Origin of the sequence: Micromonospora matsumotoense (assembly GCF_050951065.1) — a bacterium.
Taxonomy (GTDB): Bacteria; Actinomycetota; Actinomycetes; order Mycobacteriales; family Micromonosporaceae; genus Micromonospora; species Micromonospora matsumotoensis.
The window spans coordinates 2959116-2975810 of sequence record NZ_CP192025.1 but is presented as its reverse complement, the minus strand read 5'-3'; the positions used below and the strand labels follow the sequence as shown (position 1 = coordinate 2975810).

General features: G+C 73.4%; 19 protein-coding genes. 7 read left to right on the top strand and 12 right to left on the bottom strand.

Going from position 1 to position 16695, the window contains the following annotated elements:
• The 7 genes from pcaC to ACQP1S_RS13100 are packed head-to-tail and all read right to left on the bottom strand — an operon-like array spanning nt 1 to nt 5430.
• The gene (pcaC, locus tag ACQP1S_RS13130; protein WP_432906660.1) at nt 1-384 is read right to left on the bottom strand and encodes a 4-carboxymuconolactone decarboxylase; all 384 of its coding nucleotides are present in this window, start codon (nt 382-384) and stop codon (nt 1-3) included.
• Nucleotides 381-1154, bottom strand: coding sequence for a 3-oxoadipate enol-lactonase (gene pcaD, locus ACQP1S_RS13125; protein WP_091247012.1), 774 nt, complete (start codon nt 1152-1154; stop codon nt 381-383). Before pcaD ends, pcaC begins: the two co-directional genes overlap by 4 nt.
• Nucleotides 1151-2491: a 3-carboxy-cis,cis-muconate cycloisomerase gene (gene pcaB / locus ACQP1S_RS13120; RefSeq protein ID WP_432906658.1), complete on the bottom strand. Its 1341-nt coding sequence runs from the start codon at nt 2489-2491 to the stop codon at nt 1151-1153. The genes pcaD and pcaB overlap by 4 nt, the downstream gene beginning before the upstream one ends.
• Nucleotides 2466-3038, bottom strand: a complete 573-nt coding sequence (gene pcaG, locus ACQP1S_RS13115) for a protocatechuate 3,4-dioxygenase subunit alpha (RefSeq protein WP_432906656.1) — start codon at nt 3036-3038, stop codon at nt 2466-2468. The genes pcaB and pcaG overlap by 26 nt, the downstream gene beginning before the upstream one ends.
• Entirely contained in the window at nt 3031-3783 is a 753-nt protein-coding gene (gene pcaH / locus ACQP1S_RS13110; RefSeq protein ID WP_432906654.1) for a protocatechuate 3,4-dioxygenase subunit beta, read from the bottom strand. The genes pcaG and pcaH overlap by 8 nt, the downstream gene beginning before the upstream one ends.
• Nucleotides 3780-4565 (bottom strand): CoA-transferase subunit beta, encoded by a 786-nt coding sequence (locus tag ACQP1S_RS13105; protein ID WP_432906652.1) that lies wholly within the window; start codon nt 4563-4565, stop codon nt 3780-3782. The genes pcaH and ACQP1S_RS13105 overlap by 4 nt, the downstream gene beginning before the upstream one ends.
• Nucleotides 4566-4611: 46 nt before the next feature.
• A complete protein-coding gene (locus tag ACQP1S_RS13100; RefSeq protein ID WP_432906650.1) occupies nt 4612-5430 on the bottom strand; it encodes a CoA transferase subunit A in 819 nt (272 codons plus the stop codon).
• A 259-nt stretch (nt 5431-5689) separates the two neighbouring features.
• Here ACQP1S_RS13100 and ACQP1S_RS13095 point away from each other — a divergent pair, with 259 nt between their 5' ends.
• From ACQP1S_RS13095 to ACQP1S_RS13070, 6 genes are all read left to right on the top strand, one after another.
• A complete protein-coding gene (locus tag ACQP1S_RS13095; protein ID WP_432906648.1) occupies nt 5690-6862 on the top strand; it encodes a 4-hydroxybenzoate 3-monooxygenase in 1173 nt (390 codons plus the stop codon).
• Nucleotides 6863-7156: 294 nt separating this feature from the next.
• Nucleotides 7157-8119, top strand: coding sequence for an ABC transporter substrate-binding protein (locus ACQP1S_RS13090; protein ID WP_432906646.1), 963 nt, complete (start codon nt 7157-7159; stop codon nt 8117-8119).
• A gap of 73 nt (nt 8120-8192) precedes the next feature.
• Nucleotides 8193-8993 (top strand): ABC transporter permease, encoded by an 801-nt coding sequence (locus tag ACQP1S_RS13085; RefSeq protein WP_432906644.1) that lies wholly within the window; start codon nt 8193-8195, stop codon nt 8991-8993.
• The gene (locus tag ACQP1S_RS13080; protein ID WP_432906642.1) at nt 8990-9814 is read left to right on the top strand and encodes an ABC transporter permease; all 825 of its coding nucleotides are present in this window, start codon (nt 8990-8992) and stop codon (nt 9812-9814) included. The genes ACQP1S_RS13085 and ACQP1S_RS13080 overlap by 4 nt, the downstream gene beginning before the upstream one ends.
• Entirely contained in the window at nt 9807-10652 is an 846-nt protein-coding gene (locus tag ACQP1S_RS13075; protein ID WP_432906640.1) for an ABC transporter ATP-binding protein, read from the top strand. Before ACQP1S_RS13080 ends, ACQP1S_RS13075 begins: the two co-directional genes overlap by 8 nt.
• Nucleotides 10639-11529 carry a PaaX family transcriptional regulator gene (locus ACQP1S_RS13070; RefSeq protein ID WP_432906638.1) on the top strand — a complete coding sequence of 297 codons (891 nt, stop codon included), beginning with the start codon at nt 10639-10641 and terminating at the stop codon, nt 11527-11529. Before ACQP1S_RS13075 ends, ACQP1S_RS13070 begins: the two co-directional genes overlap by 14 nt.
• Here the strand turns inward: ACQP1S_RS13070 and ACQP1S_RS13065 are convergent.
• From ACQP1S_RS13065 to ACQP1S_RS13050, 4 genes are all read right to left on the bottom strand, one after another.
• Nucleotides 11453-12979, bottom strand: a complete 1527-nt coding sequence (locus ACQP1S_RS13065) for an acyl-CoA synthetase (RefSeq protein ID WP_432906636.1) — start codon at nt 12977-12979, stop codon at nt 11453-11455. The two genes, ACQP1S_RS13070 and ACQP1S_RS13065, sit on opposite strands and share 77 nt — an antisense overlap.
• A gap of 47 nt (nt 12980-13026) precedes the next feature.
• Nucleotides 13027-13479 carry a MaoC family dehydratase gene (locus tag ACQP1S_RS13060; protein WP_432906635.1) on the bottom strand — a complete coding sequence of 151 codons (453 nt, stop codon included), beginning with the start codon at nt 13477-13479 and terminating at the stop codon, nt 13027-13029.
• Complete coding sequence (locus ACQP1S_RS13055) at nt 13476-14378, bottom strand: amidohydrolase family protein (protein ID WP_432906633.1); 903 nt, start codon at nt 14376-14378, stop codon at nt 13476-13478. Before ACQP1S_RS13055 ends, ACQP1S_RS13060 begins: the two co-directional genes overlap by 4 nt.
• An 80-nt stretch (nt 14379-14458) precedes the next feature.
• Entirely contained in the window at nt 14459-15385 is a 927-nt protein-coding gene (locus ACQP1S_RS13050; RefSeq protein WP_432906631.1) for an SDR family oxidoreductase, read from the bottom strand.
• Between the two features lie 82 nt (nt 15386-15467).
• On the opposite strand from ACQP1S_RS13050, the gene ACQP1S_RS13045 reads away from it, so the two are divergent.
• Nucleotides 15468-15935: a MarR family winged helix-turn-helix transcriptional regulator gene (locus ACQP1S_RS13045; protein ID WP_432906629.1), complete on the top strand. Its 468-nt coding sequence runs from the start codon at nt 15468-15470 to the stop codon at nt 15933-15935.
• Nucleotides 15936-15960: 25 nt separating this feature from the next.
• On the opposite strand, the gene ACQP1S_RS13040 is transcribed toward ACQP1S_RS13045, so the two are convergent.
• The gene (locus ACQP1S_RS13040; RefSeq protein ID WP_363670065.1) at nt 15961-16689 is read right to left on the bottom strand and encodes an IclR family transcriptional regulator; all 729 of its coding nucleotides are present in this window, start codon (nt 16687-16689) and stop codon (nt 15961-15963) included.
• Between the last annotated feature and the right edge of the window lie 6 nt (nt 16690-16695).

Sequence of the window (16695 nt, the reverse complement as noted above, 5' to 3'; positions counted from 1 at the left end):
TCAACCCGCCTCCCGCCGCAGGACCTCCCGGGCCACCGTGAACGCCCGGTTCGCCGCCGGTACGCCAGCGTAGACGCCGACCTGGAGCAGGACCTCCGCCACCTCCTGCTCGCTCAGCCCGTTGCCCAACGCGGCCCGCACGTGCATCGCCAACTCCTCGTCGTGGTGCAGGGTGGCGAGCACGGCGAGGGTGATGCAACTGCGGGTACGCCGGTCGAGACCGGGCCGGGTCCACACCTCGCCCCATGCGTAGCGGGTGATGAAGTCCTGGAAGTCGGCGGTGAACGCGTCGGTGCCGTCGACCGCGCGGTCGACGTGCGCGTCGCCGAGCACCTGCCGGCGTACCGTCATGCCGGTTTCGTGCCGCTCGCGGTCGTCCATCATCCACCCGGTTCCTCGAAGTGTTCCCGCAGGAGTCGGCCCACCTGCGCGGGTCGCTCGACGTTGGCCAGGTGCGCCGCCGCGCCGACCACCACCAGCCGTGCCCCGGGGACGCGTCCGACGATCTCCCGGGCGTGCGCCACCGGGGTCGCCGGGTCGTCCGCGCCCGCGACGACCAGGGTCGGCGTGTCGATCCGGCCCAGGTCGGGGCGGAGGTCCATCGCGGCGATCGCCTCGCAGCAGGCCGCGTATCCGGCCGGAGAGGTCGCGGTCAGCATGGCCCGGTGTGCGGCGACCACGTCCGGGCGGGCGGTGGCGAACGCCGGGGTGAACCAGCGGGCCACCACCGTGTCGGCGATCGTCGGCAGACCACCGGCGCGCACCGTCGCCGCCCGCTCCCGCCACGGCCCGGCCGGGCCGAGCGACGCCGAGGTGCACAGCAGGGCCAGTCGCCGCACCCGGTCGGGCGCGTGGGCGGCGAGCCACATGCCGACCATGCCGCCGAGGGACAGCCCCGCGTAGTGGACCCACCGCAGATCGAGGTCGTCGAGCGTCCGCAGCAGTTCCCGACCCAGCAGATCCAGGGTGTACGGCCCGGCCGGCACCGCCGAACGGCCGTGGCCCAGGTGGTCGTACCGGATGACCCGAAACCGCTCGGCGAGCAGCGGGACCTGGGGTTCCCACATCGCGGCGGCGGTGCCGAGGGAACTGCCGAGCAGCAGCACCGGTGCGGCGGCCGGACCGTCGACGGTGAGATGCAGCCGGGAGGTCACGCCCCCGCTCCCCGGACGGCGGCCAGCGCCCGGTCGACGAACACCCCGGCCGACCCGAGCCAGCGGTACGGGTCGAGCGCCTCGTCGACCTCCGCCTCGGACAGGTGGGCCCGGATCTCGGGGTCGGCGAGCAGCGCCGCCCGCATCGAGGGCGCGTCGGCGGCGCGGGCGACCAGGTCGTGCGCGACGCCGCGTCCGACGGCGGACGCCAACCGGGCGGCGACGGCCTCGGCGAGCACCCGCCCGCCGGTCGCGTCGAGGTTCGCCCGCATCCGCTCCGGACGGACCTGCAACCCGGTCAGCAGCCGGGCGCACCGGCCGGCGGCGCCGCCGGCCAGGTGCAGCAGGTCGCGCAGCGGCTCCCACTCGGCGTGCCAGCCACCGGCGGCCCGCTCGTGTTCCTGCACGGCCGCGGCGAACAGCGTGGCGACGAGGCCCGGTCCACGGCGCGCGGCGGCGCCGATCAGGATCGAGTCCACCGGGTTGCGCTTGTGCGGCATGGCCGAGGAGCCACCCCGGCCGGTGCCGCCCTCGGCGACCTCACCGACCTCGGTCCGGGCGAGCAGCCCGACGTCGAGCGCGACCTTGCCGGTGGCCGTGAGCAGCCCACCGAGGGCGGCGGCCAGGTCGAGGCGGGGCTGCCGCTGGGTGTGCCAGGGCAGCGGGCTCGCGGGCAGCCCCAACTGTGCGGCGAACCGCGCGGCGATCTCGGGGCCGGCCGGGCCGAGCGCGGCCAGGGTGCCGACCGCACCGCCGAGTTGGGCGGGTTGCCCGTCCGCCGCCTGCCGCAGCCGGTCCCGGGCCTGCGCCAGGCCGGTCAGCCACCCGGCGGCCGTCAGCCCGAACGTGGTGGGTGCCGCCTGCTGCCCGAGGGTCCGGCCGACCAGCACGTCGTCGCGGTGGGTGGCGGCGAGCCGGGCGGCGGCGTCGACGGCCGCGTCGAGGTGGCGCAGCACCGGCCCGAGCGCCCGTACGGCCACCAGGCTCAGCGCCGTGTCCATGATGTCCTGGCTGGTCGCGCCGAGGTGCACCCATGGTCGGGCGGGCTCGGGCACGGCGGCGGTCAACTCCCGCACGAGGGGGACGACCGGGTTGCCGGCGGCGTCGGCGGCCCGGCCGAGCGCCGCCGGGTCGTACCGCTCGGCGCGGCACCGGTCGACGATCGCGTCGGCCGCCGCTGCGGGCAGCACCCCGGCCGCCGCACCTGCCCGGGCGAGCGCGGCCTCCGCGTCGAGCAGTGCCCGCAGCAGGGCCGGATCGTCGAGTTCCCGGTCCACGTCCGGGCTGCCGGACAGGCCGGAGAGCAGGCCGTCAGACGGCGAAGAAGACGGTCTCACGGTCGCCCTGCAGGTGGATGTCGAAGCGGAACCCGTCCGGCGCGGTGCCGGCCACCAGCGTGTCGCGGCGCCCGGCGTCGATGCCGGACAGCACCGGGTCGGCGGCGTTGGCCGTCCGCTCGTCGGGAAAGTAGAGCCGGGTGACCAGGCGGTGCAGCAGCCCCCGCCCGAGGACCGACAGGGTCAGGTGGGGGGCCTCGACGCCGCCGTCCGGGTCGGGCAACGACCCCGGCCGGACGGTGAGCAGCCGGTAGCGCCCCTGGTCGTCGGTCTCGCTGCGGCCGAATCCCCGGAAGCCCGCGAGTGCCGGCGGGTGGGCCCCGCGTGGGTCGTCCGGGTGGTCGAACCGGCCGTCCGGGTCGGCCTGCCAGCTCTCCACCAGCGCGTCGACCACCGGTGCGCCGGCGCCGTCGACGATCCGGCCCCGGATCCAGAACGCGCCGGGGGTGCCCTCGGGGACCACGTACGGGCCGTCGGGCCAGCGCAGACCGATGCTCAGGTACGGCCCGACGGTCTGCGCGGGGGTGACGGCCAGCCGTTCACTCATCGTCGTCGCCGTCCTCGAAGGGGGTGCTCTCCCGGCCGCGCAGCACGATGTCGAACTCGTAGGCCAGCGCCCACTCCGGCGCGGTGGCGGCGTGGTCGTAGCGGGCGATCAGCCGCTGCCGGGCCCCGGGGTCGCGGACCGAGTGCAGCACCGGGTCCTGGAAGAAGAGCGGGTCGCCGGGAAAGTACATCTGGGTGACCAGGCGTTGGGTGAACGCCCGACCGAAGAGGGAGAAGTGGATGTGCGCCGGTCGCCAGGCGTTGTCGTGGTTGCGCCAGGGGTAGGCCCCGGGCTGCACGGTCACGAACCGGTAGCGCCCCCGGTCGTCGGTGAGCGCCCGGCCGACCCCGTCGAAGTGCGGGTCGAGCGGGGCCGGCCAGGTGTCGCTCGCGTGGCGGTACCTTCCGGCGGCGTTGGCCTGCCAGATCTCGATCAGCGTGTGGGGCACCGGGCGGCCGTCGCCGTCCCGGACCCGGCCGTGCACGATGATCCGCTGGCCCTGCGGCGGCCCGTCGTGCTGGCGGGTCAGGTCGTGGTCGAGGTCGCCGAGCCGTCCCTCGCCGAGCAGCGGCCCGGTGATCTCGGTCAGCCGCTGCGGCAGGTGGGCCAGCGGCTGCCGGGGCGCCCGCGCCACGGTCGACCGGTAGTCGGGACTGAGCAGGGGCGGGTGGACGTCGACGTCGTCGCGCCGGTAGGTCGGCAGCACCGGTGCACGGTCGGCCCGGCGGGCGGTGTCCTCGGTCATCGTCGGCTCCCGTCAGTCGTCGCCTGCAACGCGCGCAGCACCGCCAACTCGTGAGCAGTCGGCGGGTCACCCGTGGTCAGTGACTCGGCGACGGCGAGGTCCCAGCCGGTCGCCGCCCGCGCCTGCTCCCGGGTCACCCCGGGATGCAGCCGGGTCAGCGTCAGCTCGCAGCTCACCGGATCGGGTTCGAGGACGCCGAGGTCGGTGATCACCAGCCGGGGGCCGCCGCCGCGCAGGCCGAGCCGCTGCCGGTCACCGGGGCCCGCCCCGTACCCGACGGAGGTGACGAAGTCGACCCGTTCGGTGAAGGTGCGGAGGTTCTGCCGGACGATCACCACGACCTCGCCGCAGGAGGCCGCGATCTCGGGCGCCCCGCCGGCGCCGGGCAGCCGGACCGCGGGGGTGGTGTAGTCGCCGCCGACGACCGTGGTGTTGAGGTTGCCGTACCGGTCGAGCTGCGCGGCGCCGAGGAACCCCACGTCGATCCGGCCGGGTTGCAGCCAGTAGTTGAACACCTCGGGCACCGACACCACCGCGTCGGCGGTGTCGGCGAGGATGCCGTCCCCGATGGACAGCGGGAGTCGGTCCGGTTTCGCGCCGAGGCAGCCGGACTCGTAGACGAGCACCAGGTTCGGGGCGTGGGTCACCCGGGCGAGGTTCGCCGCGGTGCTGGGCAACCCGATCCCGACGAAGCAGGCGGTGCCGTCACGCAGTTGCCGGGCGGCGGCGACGGTCATCATCTCGTCGGCGGTCCAGTCGGCCGGCGGGTGCGGACCGCTCACGTCGACGCCCCGCGGCGCGGCCGGTGACGGGGAACGACCGGCAGGGTCATGTCGTCGCCCCGGCCCGGTGCACGTGCCGGTCGAGCCAGTCGCGGAAGGTGTCGCGATCCCGGCTGACGGCGTCCCAGGCCCGGTAGAAGTCGTTGTCCCGCACCGAGTAGCCCTGGGCGTACGAGGGGTGGGCGCCCCCGGGCACCTCGGCGACGGCGGTGACCGCCCAGCCGGGCAGCACGACCTGGCCGGGCACCGGCGTCAGCTCGGCCACGATCTCCTCGACGGTGACCAGGGACCGGTGGGCGGCGAGCACCGCCTCCTTCTGCACCCCGGTGATACCCCACATCTGCACGTTGCCGGCCCGGTCGGCGCGCTGGGCGTGCACCACCGTCACGTCGGGACGCAGGGCCGCCACGGCGGTCAGGGTCTCGCCGGTGAAGGGGCAGTTGACCGGCCGGATGTTGGCCGTGTGCCGGGGCAGGTCGGTGCCGGTGTAGCCGCGCAGCACGGCGAACGGCAGCCCGGACGCCCCGGCCACGTAGCGGTTGGCCATGCCGGCGTGGCTGTGCTCCTCCAGCTCCAGCGGACCCGGCCAGGCGTGCTGCACGGCGTCGCGGAACCGGTGCAGCGACCCCACCCCCGGGTTGCCGCCCCAGGAGAAGACCAGCCGACGGGCACATCCCGCCCCGATGAGCTGGTCGTAGATGACGTCGGGGGTCATCCGCACCAGGGTCAGCTCCCGGCGACCCTGGCGGATGATCTCGTGACCGGCGGCGAACGGGATGAGGTGGGTGAACCCCTCCAGGGCCACCACGTCGCCGTCGTGGACCAGCTCCGCCACGGCGTCGGCCAGCGGGACGAGCTTCGCCATGGGCCTCCCGCCTCGGATGGGGCACGTGTTCGCCATGCGGACTGTCGTACTCATGTCGAACGTACGGCCGGCGGCGGCATCCGTCAATGTCCGCCGCCGGCCGTGGCACCGGAGGCGACCACCGTCCGGACCGGGCGTTGACGCGGGCCCGGCTACGTGCCAACGTTCAATGGGAGAACACTCGTTCGCTGAGCGAACACTTTCGGTGCCCGGCGCAGGTGCCCGGCGGCGGATCGGTGTCCAGAAGGGACGGACCGGGATGCGTACCCAGGTCGGTATCGTCGGCGCCGGGCCGGCCGGACTCATGCTGTCGCACCTGCTGCACCGGCACGGCATCGACTCGGTGGTGCTGGAGAGCCGCAGCCGGAACCACGTCGAGCACCGGGTCCGCGCCGGCGTCCTCGAACAGGGCTCGGTCGACCTGCTCTGCCGCACCGGCCTGGGCGAGCGGTTGCTCCGGGAGGGGTTGCGACACGAGGGCATCGAGCTGCGCTTCGCCGGGGAGTCGCACCGGGTGCCGATGACCGAGCTGACCGGGCGGGCGATCACCGTCTACGGGCAGCAGGAGGTGGTCAAGGACCTGATCGCCGCCCGGCTCGCGGCCGGCGGCACGATCCTGTTCGAGGCCGACGTGGTCCGCCTGGACGGCCTCGACTCCTCCTCGCCGGTGGTCCGCTACCGACGCGACGGCCGGGAGGAGGAGCTGCGCTGCGACTTCGTGGCCGGCTGCGACGGGTTCCACGGGGTGAGCCGGGGTGCGGTGCCCGAGGGGGTGCTGACCAGCTACGAACGGGCGTACCCCTTCGCCTGGCTGGGCGTGCTCGCCGCCGCCGCGCCGGCGGTGCAGGAACTCGTCTACGCCCACCACGACCGGGGTTTCGCCCTCTACAGCATGCGCTCCCCCGAGATCTCCCGGCTCTATCTCCAGGTCGCCCCCGACGAGGATCTCGCCGCCTGGCCGGACGCGCGGATCTGGGCGGAGCTGCGGGCCCGGCTGGAGACGGTGCCGGGCTGGTCGCTCACCGAGGGGCCGGTGCTGGAGAGGTCCCTCACCCCGATGCGCAGCTTCGTGGTGGAGCCGATGCAGTGGGAACGGCTGTTCCTGGCCGGGGACGCCGTGCACATCGTCCCGCCGACCGGCGCGAAGGGGATGAACCTGGCACTGGCCGACGTCGCGCTGCTCGGCGACGCCTTCGCCGCCTGGTACGGCCACGGGCGCACCGACCTGCTGGCCAGCTATTCGACCACCGCGCTGCGCCGGGTCTGGCGGGCCCAGCACTTCTCCTGGTGGATGACCTCGATGCTGCACCGGCTGGCGCACGACGACCCGTACGAGGCGAAGTTGCAGACCGCGACCCTGCGGTACGCCGCCACCTCCCGCGCCTATGCGACGAGCCTGGCCGAGAACTACGTGGGCCTGCCCGAGGTCTGACCACCTCGGACCCGCCCCGGCGGAAGCGCAGCCACCAACGTGGCCGCCGCGCGACACCCCCTGCCGCCCGGGTGCCGGCGGGAGCGACGCCACCACGACACAGCGTCGTTCAACTCATTCCTGACGGGCGTCAGAAATTCTTGACTTTCGATGCCGGGGTGGCTGACCATGGCCAACACAGCGGCGTGCGCCCCCACGCAGCGGTTGGTTCCCCCGCAGATCCGAGGCATCTCGCCGGCTTCCGACGCACCCCACCACCCCCGCCCAGGAAGGGCCTCGTCAATGAAGAAGGTCATGGCTCTCGGGTTGATCGCCGTCACCGCGATCGCCCTCACCGGATGCACCGACTCCGACGCGTCCACCCCGTCCCCCCAGACCTCGGGCGACCTGCGCAAGGTCCGGGTCGCGGCGCTGCCGATCACCGAGACCGCCGCGCTGTGGGGCGGCATCAAGGCGGGCATCTTCGCCGAGCGTGGGCTCCAGGTCGAGGTGCTTCCCGCCCAGGGCGGCGCGCAGGCCATCCCGGCGCTGATGAACGGCGACATCGACTTCGCGATCGGCCAGCCCTTCGGCCCGTTCCGCGCCGACCTGCAGAACCTCGGCGTCGTCATCATCGGCAACTACGCCTCGTCCTACGCCGACGGCGACGACATCAACGCCGTGGTGGCCTCGGCGAAGTCCGGAGTCACGCGGCCGGCCGACCTGGCGGGCAAGCGGGTCGCGGTGAACAGCCTGGGCGCGGCCGGCGATGTCACGATCATGGCGGCGGTGGAGAAGGACGGCGGCGACCCCAAGCGGATCAAGTTCGTCGAGGTGGCCTTCCCGGACGCCCCGGCCCAGCTCGCCGCCGGCAACATCGACGCCGCCTGGGTGCCGGAACCCTTCGTCACCCAACTCAAGGGCCGGGGCGACACCTTCGTCGTCGCGCCCTACCAGTCGGTCGTGCCCGGCCTGGCCACCCTCACCACGATCACCACCACCACCCGCATGGACAAGGACGCCAAGCTGGTCGAGGACTTCTCTGCGGCGATGAAGAAGACCCTGGAGTGGGCGCAGGACCCGGCCAGCATGCCGGCCGTGCGGCAGGCCATCAAGGACAACCTCCAACTGCCGCCGCCGGTGGCGGAGTCGGTCAAGCTCCCGGCGTTCGGTTGGGACGTCGACCGGGCGAGCCTGCAGAAGCTCGCCGAACTCGCGCAGAAACACCGGGTGCTCGACCGGCAGCCCGACCTCGACCGGCTCATCCGTCAGCAGTAGCCGAGGCGTTGCCGCCCCTCCCGGCCGGTGGGCCGGGAAGGCGGCGTCGCGCCCACGCCACCACGGAGGTGACATGCGCCCGTCCCCCACCCGACGCCTGCGCGCGGTACGCAGGGCGCTGCTGGGCGTCGTCGGCCTGGCCGGGTTCCTCGCCGTCTGGCAGACCGTCCCCACGCTGGGCCTGATCGACCCGCAGTACCTGCCGTACGTGACGGACGTGCTGGCGCGGCTGGCCGAGCAGCTCGTCGACCTGGCGTTCTGGCGGCGACTGGGCAGCACCATGACGTCCTGGGCGATCGGTCTGACGGTGGCGACGGTCGCCGCGGTCGGGCTCGGCACGGTCGTCGGCCTGGTGCCGTTCCTGCGGCGGGCGACCCACACGATGGTGGAGTTCCTGCGCCCCATCCCGTCGGTGGCCCTCATCCCGCTCGCCGTGCTGATGTTCGGCATCCAGCGGCAGGCCGCCCTGGTGATCATCGTCTACGCGTCGTTCTGGCAGGTGTTCGTGCAGGTGATCTACGGGGTGGCCGACGTCGACACGGTCGCCCGGGACACCGCGCTCAGCTTCGGCCTGCGCCGCCGGGAGCAGTGGACGCAGCTGGTCCTGCCGACCACCCTGCCGTACCTGATGACCGGTCTGCGGCTCGCGGCGGCGGTGGCGCTGGTCCTGGCCATCACCGCGGAGATGGTGATCGGCAACCCGGGTCTCGGCCGCATGATCGAGCTGTCCCGGTCCGCCGGGGACGCCGTCGGCCTGTACGCCCTCGTGGTGGTCACCGGCCTGCTCGGGCTGGTGGTCAACCTCGTCTTCCGGTTCGTCGAACGCCGGACGCTGTCCTGGCACCAGTCGGTACGAGGGGAGCAGACGCCGTGACCGCGTACCCCGGTCGGATCGCCGCCGCGCCGCGCCGCCGTGGGGTCGGCTCCCGCATCGCGGCGGCCGGGCGGCACGCGCTCGGGCTGCCGATGCTGCTACTGGTGGTCTGGGCCCTGGTGGCGACCAGGGCGACGAGCCGGTTCTTCCCCGACCCGGTCACCATCGCCGACGCCTTCGTCGACACCTGGGTCGGGCCCGCGTTCGTCGAGGACGTGCTGCCGAGCCTCGCCCGCCTCGGTCTCGGTGCCGCCGCGTCGATCGTGGTCGGCATCGCCGCCGGCACCGTCATCGGCCTGACCCCGTGGCTGCGGGAACTCCTCGAACCGCTGCTGGAGTTCCTCCGGGCCGTCCCGCCGCCGGTGCTGATCCCGGTGATGATGATCCTGCTCGGCATCACCGACACCATGAAGGTCGTGGTGATCGTCTCCGGCGCGGTCTGGCCGATCCTGCTCAACACGATCGAGGGGGTCCGGTCCACGGACAGCGTGATGACGGAGACCGCGCGGTCGTTCCGGGTCACCTGGTGGGAGCGGCTGTGGTTCCTGGTGCTCCCCGCCGCCAGCCCCCGGATCATGGCCGGGGTCCGGCAGGCCCTCTCGGTCGCGCTCATCCTGATGGTCATCTCCGAGATGTTCGCCTCGTCGTCCGGGCTCGGCTACCGGATCGCCTACTTCCAACGCAACTACCTCATCGCCGAGATGTGGAGCGGCATTCTGCTGCTCGGCCTCGTCGGCGTCTTCCTCGCCGTCGCCTTCGGCCTCGTCGAACGGCGCGTCCTGCGCTGGTACCACGGAATCAGGGAGGTCAACCGTGCCTGATCGGGGCACCCTGCTGCGGGTGGAGCAGCTACGCAAGGTCTACGAGTCCCCCACGGGCGACGTCGAGGCGATCGGGGACCTCAGCTTCACGATGGACGCCGGCGAACTCGTCTGCATCGTCGGACCGTCCGGGTGCGGCAAGACCACCCTGCTGAAGTGCCTCGCCGGCCTGCTGCGCCCCACCAGCGGCGTGGTCGAGATGCACGGCGCGCCGGTGACCGGACCCAGCCCCGCCATGGCCGTGGTGTTCCAGGAGTACGGCCGCAGCCTCTACCCGTGGCTGACGGTACGCGGCAACGTCGAGCTTCCGCTGCGGCACAAGAAGCTCTCCCGCGCCGACCGGGACACCCTGGTCGCCGACGCGCTTGACGCGGTGGGCCTGGCGCACGCCGCCCGCAGCCACCCCTGGCAGCTCTCCGGTGGGATGCAGCAGCGGGTGGCGATCGCCCGGGCCCTCGCCTACCAGCCCGAGGTGCTGATCATGGACGAGCCGTTCGCCGCGGTGGACGCGCAGACCCGGGCCGACCTGGAGGACCTGGTCCGTGAGCTGCACGCCCGTCGCCGGATCTCGGTCCTGTTCGTCACCCACGACATCGACGAGTCGGTCTACCTCGGCCAGCGGGTCCTGGTGTTGTCCCAGTCGCCGACCCGGGTCCGGGAGGATCTCGCGATCGATCTGCCGGCGGAACGCGACCAGATCAGCACCCGCGCCCTGCCCCGCTTCACCCACCTGCGCACGCACGTCTACGGCGAGATCCAGCGGGCCAAGCGCGGGCAGAATGTGGCCGCGCGGCCCGCGCCGGGCGACACACCCGTCGGAGGGGATGACTGTGGGTAGGCGTCAGCCGAAGCAACTGGTGCTGGCCTTCTTCGGCGAGCACGTCGTCGACGGCGACACCGGGCCGATCCGGGCGAGTGTGCTGATCACCGTGCTGGAGGGTGCGGGGGTGGCCGCCCCGGCGACCCGGGCCACCCTCGACCGGCTCGTCCGCAGCGGCGTCCTCGCCCGGGGCCGCAGCGGCCGGGAGACCCTGTTCTCGCTGACCGAGCACGGGGCGGCGGTGCTGCGTGAGGCGACGTACCGGGTACGCGGGCCGAGGCCGTTCGACCCGCAGGGCAGCGGGTGGACCCTGGTCACCTTCTCCATCCCGGAGGGGCAGCGGACGCTGCGGCACCGGCTGCGCTCCACCCTCACCTGGGAGGGCTTCGCGCCGATCCGCGACGGGCTCTGGCTGGCACCCGGCGAGGTCGACCTGGCCGGGTCGTTGGAGCCGCTGCGGCAGGACCTCGCGCCGCACGCCGTGGTCGCCTTCCACGCCCGTGAACTCGCCGGCTTCCCGATCGGCGAGAGCGTCCGCGCCGCGTGGGACATCGAGGCGATCCGGCGCGAGCACCTCGCGTTCATCGAGGAGTGGGCCGAGCCGGCCACGCCGACGGCGGCGAGCGCCCTGACCGTGCGGACGATGCTGGTGGCGGACTGGCTCGCGCTGTTGCGGGCCGACCCGAGGCTGCCGGCCGAGTTCATGGACGCGCAGTGGCCGGCCGCCCGGTCGGCGGAGACCTACCGTCAGGCACACCGGAGGCTGGCCGAGGCGTCCACGGCGGAGTTCGCCGCGCTCGTCGCGGCCCGGCCCACGGTCAGCGGGCGAAACGCGCCCGCAACTCGGCCTTCCGCACCTTCCCCGACGCGGTCCGCGGCAACTCGTCCACGATGACCACGTTCTTGGGCAGCTTGTAGCGGGCGATCCTGCCGTCCAGGTGTGCCCGCACGGCGTCGGTGTCCACGGCCGCCCCCTCCCGTACGGTCACGATCGCCCACGGCACCTCACCCCAGCGGTCGTCGGGCACCCCGATCACGGCTGCCGAGACGACTCCGTCGATCTCGCCGAGCAGCAGTTCGAGTTCGGCCGGGTAGATGTTCTCACCGCCCGAGATGATCATGTCCTTGAGCCGGCCGGAGACGTAGAGGTAGCCGTCGGCGTCCAGGTGCCCCAGGTCGCCGGAACGGAACCACCCGTCGGCCGTGAACGCCTCGGCGGTCGCCGCCGGCAGCCCGTGGTAGCCGGGGAAGACGTTGGGCCCGGCCACCTCGATCTGACCGATCTCGCCGGCCGGCAGCACCACCCCGGCCGGGTCGGTGATCCGCACGTCGGTGAAGAAGTGCGGCAGACCGACGCTGCCCTGCTTGGCCCTCGTCATCGCCGGGGGCAGCGCGGTCGCCCCCGGCGCCGCCTCGGTCATGCCGTACCCCTGGGAGAACGACAGACCCCGTTCCTCGTACGCGTGCAGGATGCGGGCCGGCACCGCGGAGCCGCCGCAGGTGAGCTTCGCCAGGGTCGACAGGTCGGTCGAGGGCCAGTCGGGATGGTCGGCCATCAACTGGTACGTGGTCGGCACGCCGCTGAGCATGGTGACCCTGTGCCGGGCGATCTGGGCGAGCGCCCGACCCGGCTCGAAGCCCTTCTCGACGACCATCGTGGCGCCCTTGAGGATGACGGGCAGCGCCCCCATCCCCAGCGAGGCGACGTGGAACAGCGGCGAGATCATCAGCGCCACGTCGGTCGAGACGACGTCGTAGTCGACCACACAGTTGAGGGCGACCCAGGTGAGGTTGCCGTGGGTCAGCACGGCACCCTTGGCCCGGCCGGTCGTGCCCGAGGTGTAGACGATCGCCGCCGGGTCCTGCGGGCCGATGTCGACCTGACCGGTGCACCCGGGCTCGACGGTCCGGGTCAGGTGGGCCAGCCCCGGCCGGTCCGGGGTGCCCTCGCCGGTGACGACGACGTGCGGGGGCCGGGCGGCCGGCAGGGCGGTGGCCACCGGCGTCGCGAAGTCCGGGTCGTGGATCAGCACCCGGGCGGCGCAGTCCGCCAGGACGTAGCCGACCTCGGGGGGTGCGAGCCGGGTGTTCACCGGCACGAAGACGGCACCGACCTGTGCCGCCCCGAACATCACCTGAAGGAACTCCGGACTGTTCTCACCCAGGTAGGCGACGGTGTCGCCGGCCCCGACCCCGTGCTCCCGCAGCACCGCCGACACCCGGTCCACGGCGTCGGCGAACTGCGCGTACGTCACGGTCGCGCCCGCGCCGTGGATGAGGGCGATCTTGTCCGGGGACCTGAGCCGACGCCGGGCCACCCAGGCGCCGATTCCGTGCTGGTGCATCAGCAGTCTCCTGGTGGTGGGGGTGGTGGTGGGCCACCCGGCCCGGCTCAGGCGTGGAAGCGGTACAACCCGCGCGCGACGACCGCCGGCTTGGCCGCCCCCTCGATCTCGATGGTCTGGTCGACGGTGAGCTGGTAGCCGCCCCGGACCTCGACCACCTCGGCGACGGTGGCCCGCATCCGCACCCGCGCTCCGACCACCACCGGCGCGGGGAACCGCACCCGGTCGAGGCCGTAGTTCACCTTGGTGGACACGCCCTTGACCTCCAGCAGCTCGGTCCAGAACGGCACCGCCAGGGACAGGGTGAGGAAGCCGTGCGCGACCGGCGCGCCGAACGGGCCGGCCTTCGCCCGTTCCGGATCGACGTGGATCCACTGGTGGTCGTCCGTGGCGTCGGCGAACAGGTTCACCTGGTCCTGGGTGACCGTCCGGTATCCGGTGTGTCCCAGATCGGTGCCGGCGAGGTCGGCGAGTTGCTCGTAGGTGATGGTCGTCGTCATGGCGCTTCCTCTCGTCGTTCCCGGGCGAGGCCCAGCAGCCGGACCGCGTTGTCCTTGAGGATCCCCGGGAGCACGTCCGGTCTGAGGTCCGTGGCCGCCACGTCGCGCAGCCACCGCTCGGGGGTGAGCAGGGGGTAGTCGGTGCCGAAGAGCACCCGGCGCTTGAGCACGGAGTTGGCGTGGCGCACCAGCTCGGCCCGGAAGTACTTCGGGCTCCAGCCGGACAGGTCGATCCAGGTGTTGGGCTTGTGCGTGGCCACCGACAGCGCCTCGTCCTGCCAGGGCACCGACGGGTGGGCCATGACGATCTGCAGGTCGGGGAAGTCGGCCGCGACCGGGTCGAGCAGCATCGGGTTGGACAGGCCGAGCCGCAGGCCGTAGCCGCCCGGCAGGCCCGCGCCGATGCCGGTCTGCCCGGTGTGGAAGATCACCGGGAGCCCGGCCCGCGCGATCAGGGCCCACAGCGGCGCGTACTCGTCGTGGCTGGGGTCGAAGCCCTGCACGGTGGGGTGGAACTTGAAGCCGCGTACCCCCTCCTGCTCGATCAGCCGGGCGGCCAGGTCGAGGGCCGCCCCGCCGGTGCGTGGGTCGACCGACCCGAAGGGGATGAGGACGTCGGCGTGGTCGGCCGCGGCGCGGGCGATGTCGACGCTGGACAGCGGCGGGTGCTTCAGTTGGGTGCCCGCGTCCACGGTGAAGACGACGGCGGCCATGTCGCGCTCGCGGTAGTAGCGCGCCACCGCGTCGACGGCGGGCCGGGGACCATCCGTCCGGAAGTACTTCGACACGGCCGCCACCAGCGGTGCGGGCAGCGAGGCGTGACCGTGGTCGTCGACCTCGATGTGCACGTGCATGTCGATCGCGGTGACGGCATCGAGGTCGATCGCGGGCCGGTACATGGGGTGGCAGCCTCCGTCAGGCGGGTCCGATCCGGCGGGTCGGGCGGACGGTCTCGTCGATCAGGTGCCGGTCGGCCGGGTCAGGGGTTCGCCGGCTGGAACCGGGCGGGGAGTTCCGGGAAGCGCTCACCGACGCTCTGCGCGGCCCCGTCGAACGTCGTCGGCCATGCCTCCAGCAGCGCGTCGTAGGTCCAGCCGCCCTCGCGGTACGCGGTCAACGCCGCCTCCGGGTGGGTCCAGATCTGGAGGCGGTCACCCCCCACCCCGAGCACCTGCCCGGTCACCCGGGCCGCCGCGTCGGAGGCGAGGAACGCGACCAGACCGGCCACGTCGGCGGCGGTGCCGAACCCGAGGTCGTGCCGGAAGAACGCGGGCATCGGTTCGCCGTCCGCCTCGGCCCGCACCGCTGCGGCGAAGTAGGGGACGGTGGCGGTCATCGCGGTGGCGGCGACCGGGACGACGGTGTTGGCGGTGATGCCGGCCCGCTTCAACTCCAGCGCCCAGGTCCGGACCATGCCGACGATGCCGGCCTTGGCCGCCGCGTAGTTGGTCTGGCCGAAGGTGCCCCGCTGACCGGTGGGTGAACCGATGCAGATGATCCGTCCGCCCCCGCCGGCCTGCCGCATGTGCTGCACCGCCTCGCGCACGCAGGTGAACGTGCCGCGCAGGTGCACGTCGACGACGGTGTCGAAGTCGTCGTCGGTCATCTTCCACAACACGGTGTCGCGCAGGACACCGGCATTGGTGACGAGGATGTCCAGCCGGCCGAAGTGCGCGACCGCCGTGCTGACGAGTTCCTTGGCGGTCTCGGTCGGGCCGACGGGTGCGGTCACCGCGACGGCCCGACCGCCGGACGCCTCGATCGCCGCCACCGCGTCGGCCGTGGCGCGCGCGTCGATGTCGTTGACCACGACGGAGGCCCCCCGCCACGCCAACTCCCGGGCGTAGGCCAGGCCGAGGCCGCGTCCGGACCCGGTGACGATGGCGACTTTGCCGTCCAGTGACATGGGCACTCCCTTTCGTCGATGCGATCTGAGCACGAACCGTTGAGAATGTCAATTATTCAGAAACCTTGCTACCATCGTCGCCATGGCCCCCGCCGAACGGACCCCGTCGACCGGACGCGACCGGCTGCGGGACAGCGTGCTCGCCGGCGACCTGAGCTTCCTGCTGGCCCGCGCCAACGCGCGCGCGCTCGCGGCGGCGAACACCGCCCTCGCCCCGCACGGCCTGAAGGCCCGTTCCTACTCGGTGCTCGCCCTGGCCGCCGACGAGGCCCGCCCGACCCAGCGGGAACTCGCCGAGTTCCTGCACCTCGACCCCAGCCAGGTCGTCGCCCTCATCGACGGGCTGGAGCAGCGCCACCTGGTCGAGCGGCACGCCGACCCCGCCGACCGCCGGGCGAACGTCCTCGTCGCCACCGAGGCCGGGCGGGCCCTGTTCGCCCGCGCCCAGGACGCCGTCCGCGCCGTGGGGCTCGACTCGCTGGCCAGCATGACGCCCCGGGACCACGAGCGGCTGGCCCACCTGCTGCGGCTGCTGGCCTTCCCCGACTGACACCACGACCGCGCCCACCCGGTGGTCACCGGTGCGCGCCGCCCAGCGCCCGGGACAGCACCCGGCCCGCAGCCTGCACCAGCGGGGCCAGCGCCACCGGGTCCGCCCGGTCGTGGGCGACCACCAACGACAGCGCCGCCACCACCCCCTCCGGGGCACGGATCGGCGCGGCCACCGACAGCGCGTCCAGGGTGACCTGACGGTCGCTGACCGCGTACCCGGCCCGGCGCACCTCGGCGAGACAACGGCGCAGCCGCCCCGGGTCGGTGACGGTCAGGTCGGTGTACCGCTCCAACGGCGCGGCCAACACCCGCTCCTGCACCCCGACCGGCGCGTGGGCGAGCAGGACCAGCCCGACGCCGGTGGCGTGCAGGGCGAAGCGGCCACCCACCCGGGTCAGCACCGGCACCGCGTGCCGCCCGGCGATCCGTTCGATGAAGACGAGTTCGAGATCCTGCCGGACGGCGAGCTGCACGTTCTCGTGGGTCACCTCGTACAGGTCCTCCATCACCGGCAGGGCCACCTCCCGCAACCCCAGCCCCCGCGGTGCCAGCGAACCCACCTCCCACAACCGCAGGCCGATCCGGTACCGCCCGTCGACGCCGCGTTCCAGCGCCCCCCAGGCGAGCAGTTCGGCCGCCCTGCGGTGCACGGTGGACAGCGGCAACCCGGCGCGACGGGCCAGCTCGCTCAGCGTCAGGGCCGGGCTCGCCGGGCTGAACGCGTCGAGCAGCGCCAGCACCCTGCTGGTCACCGACCG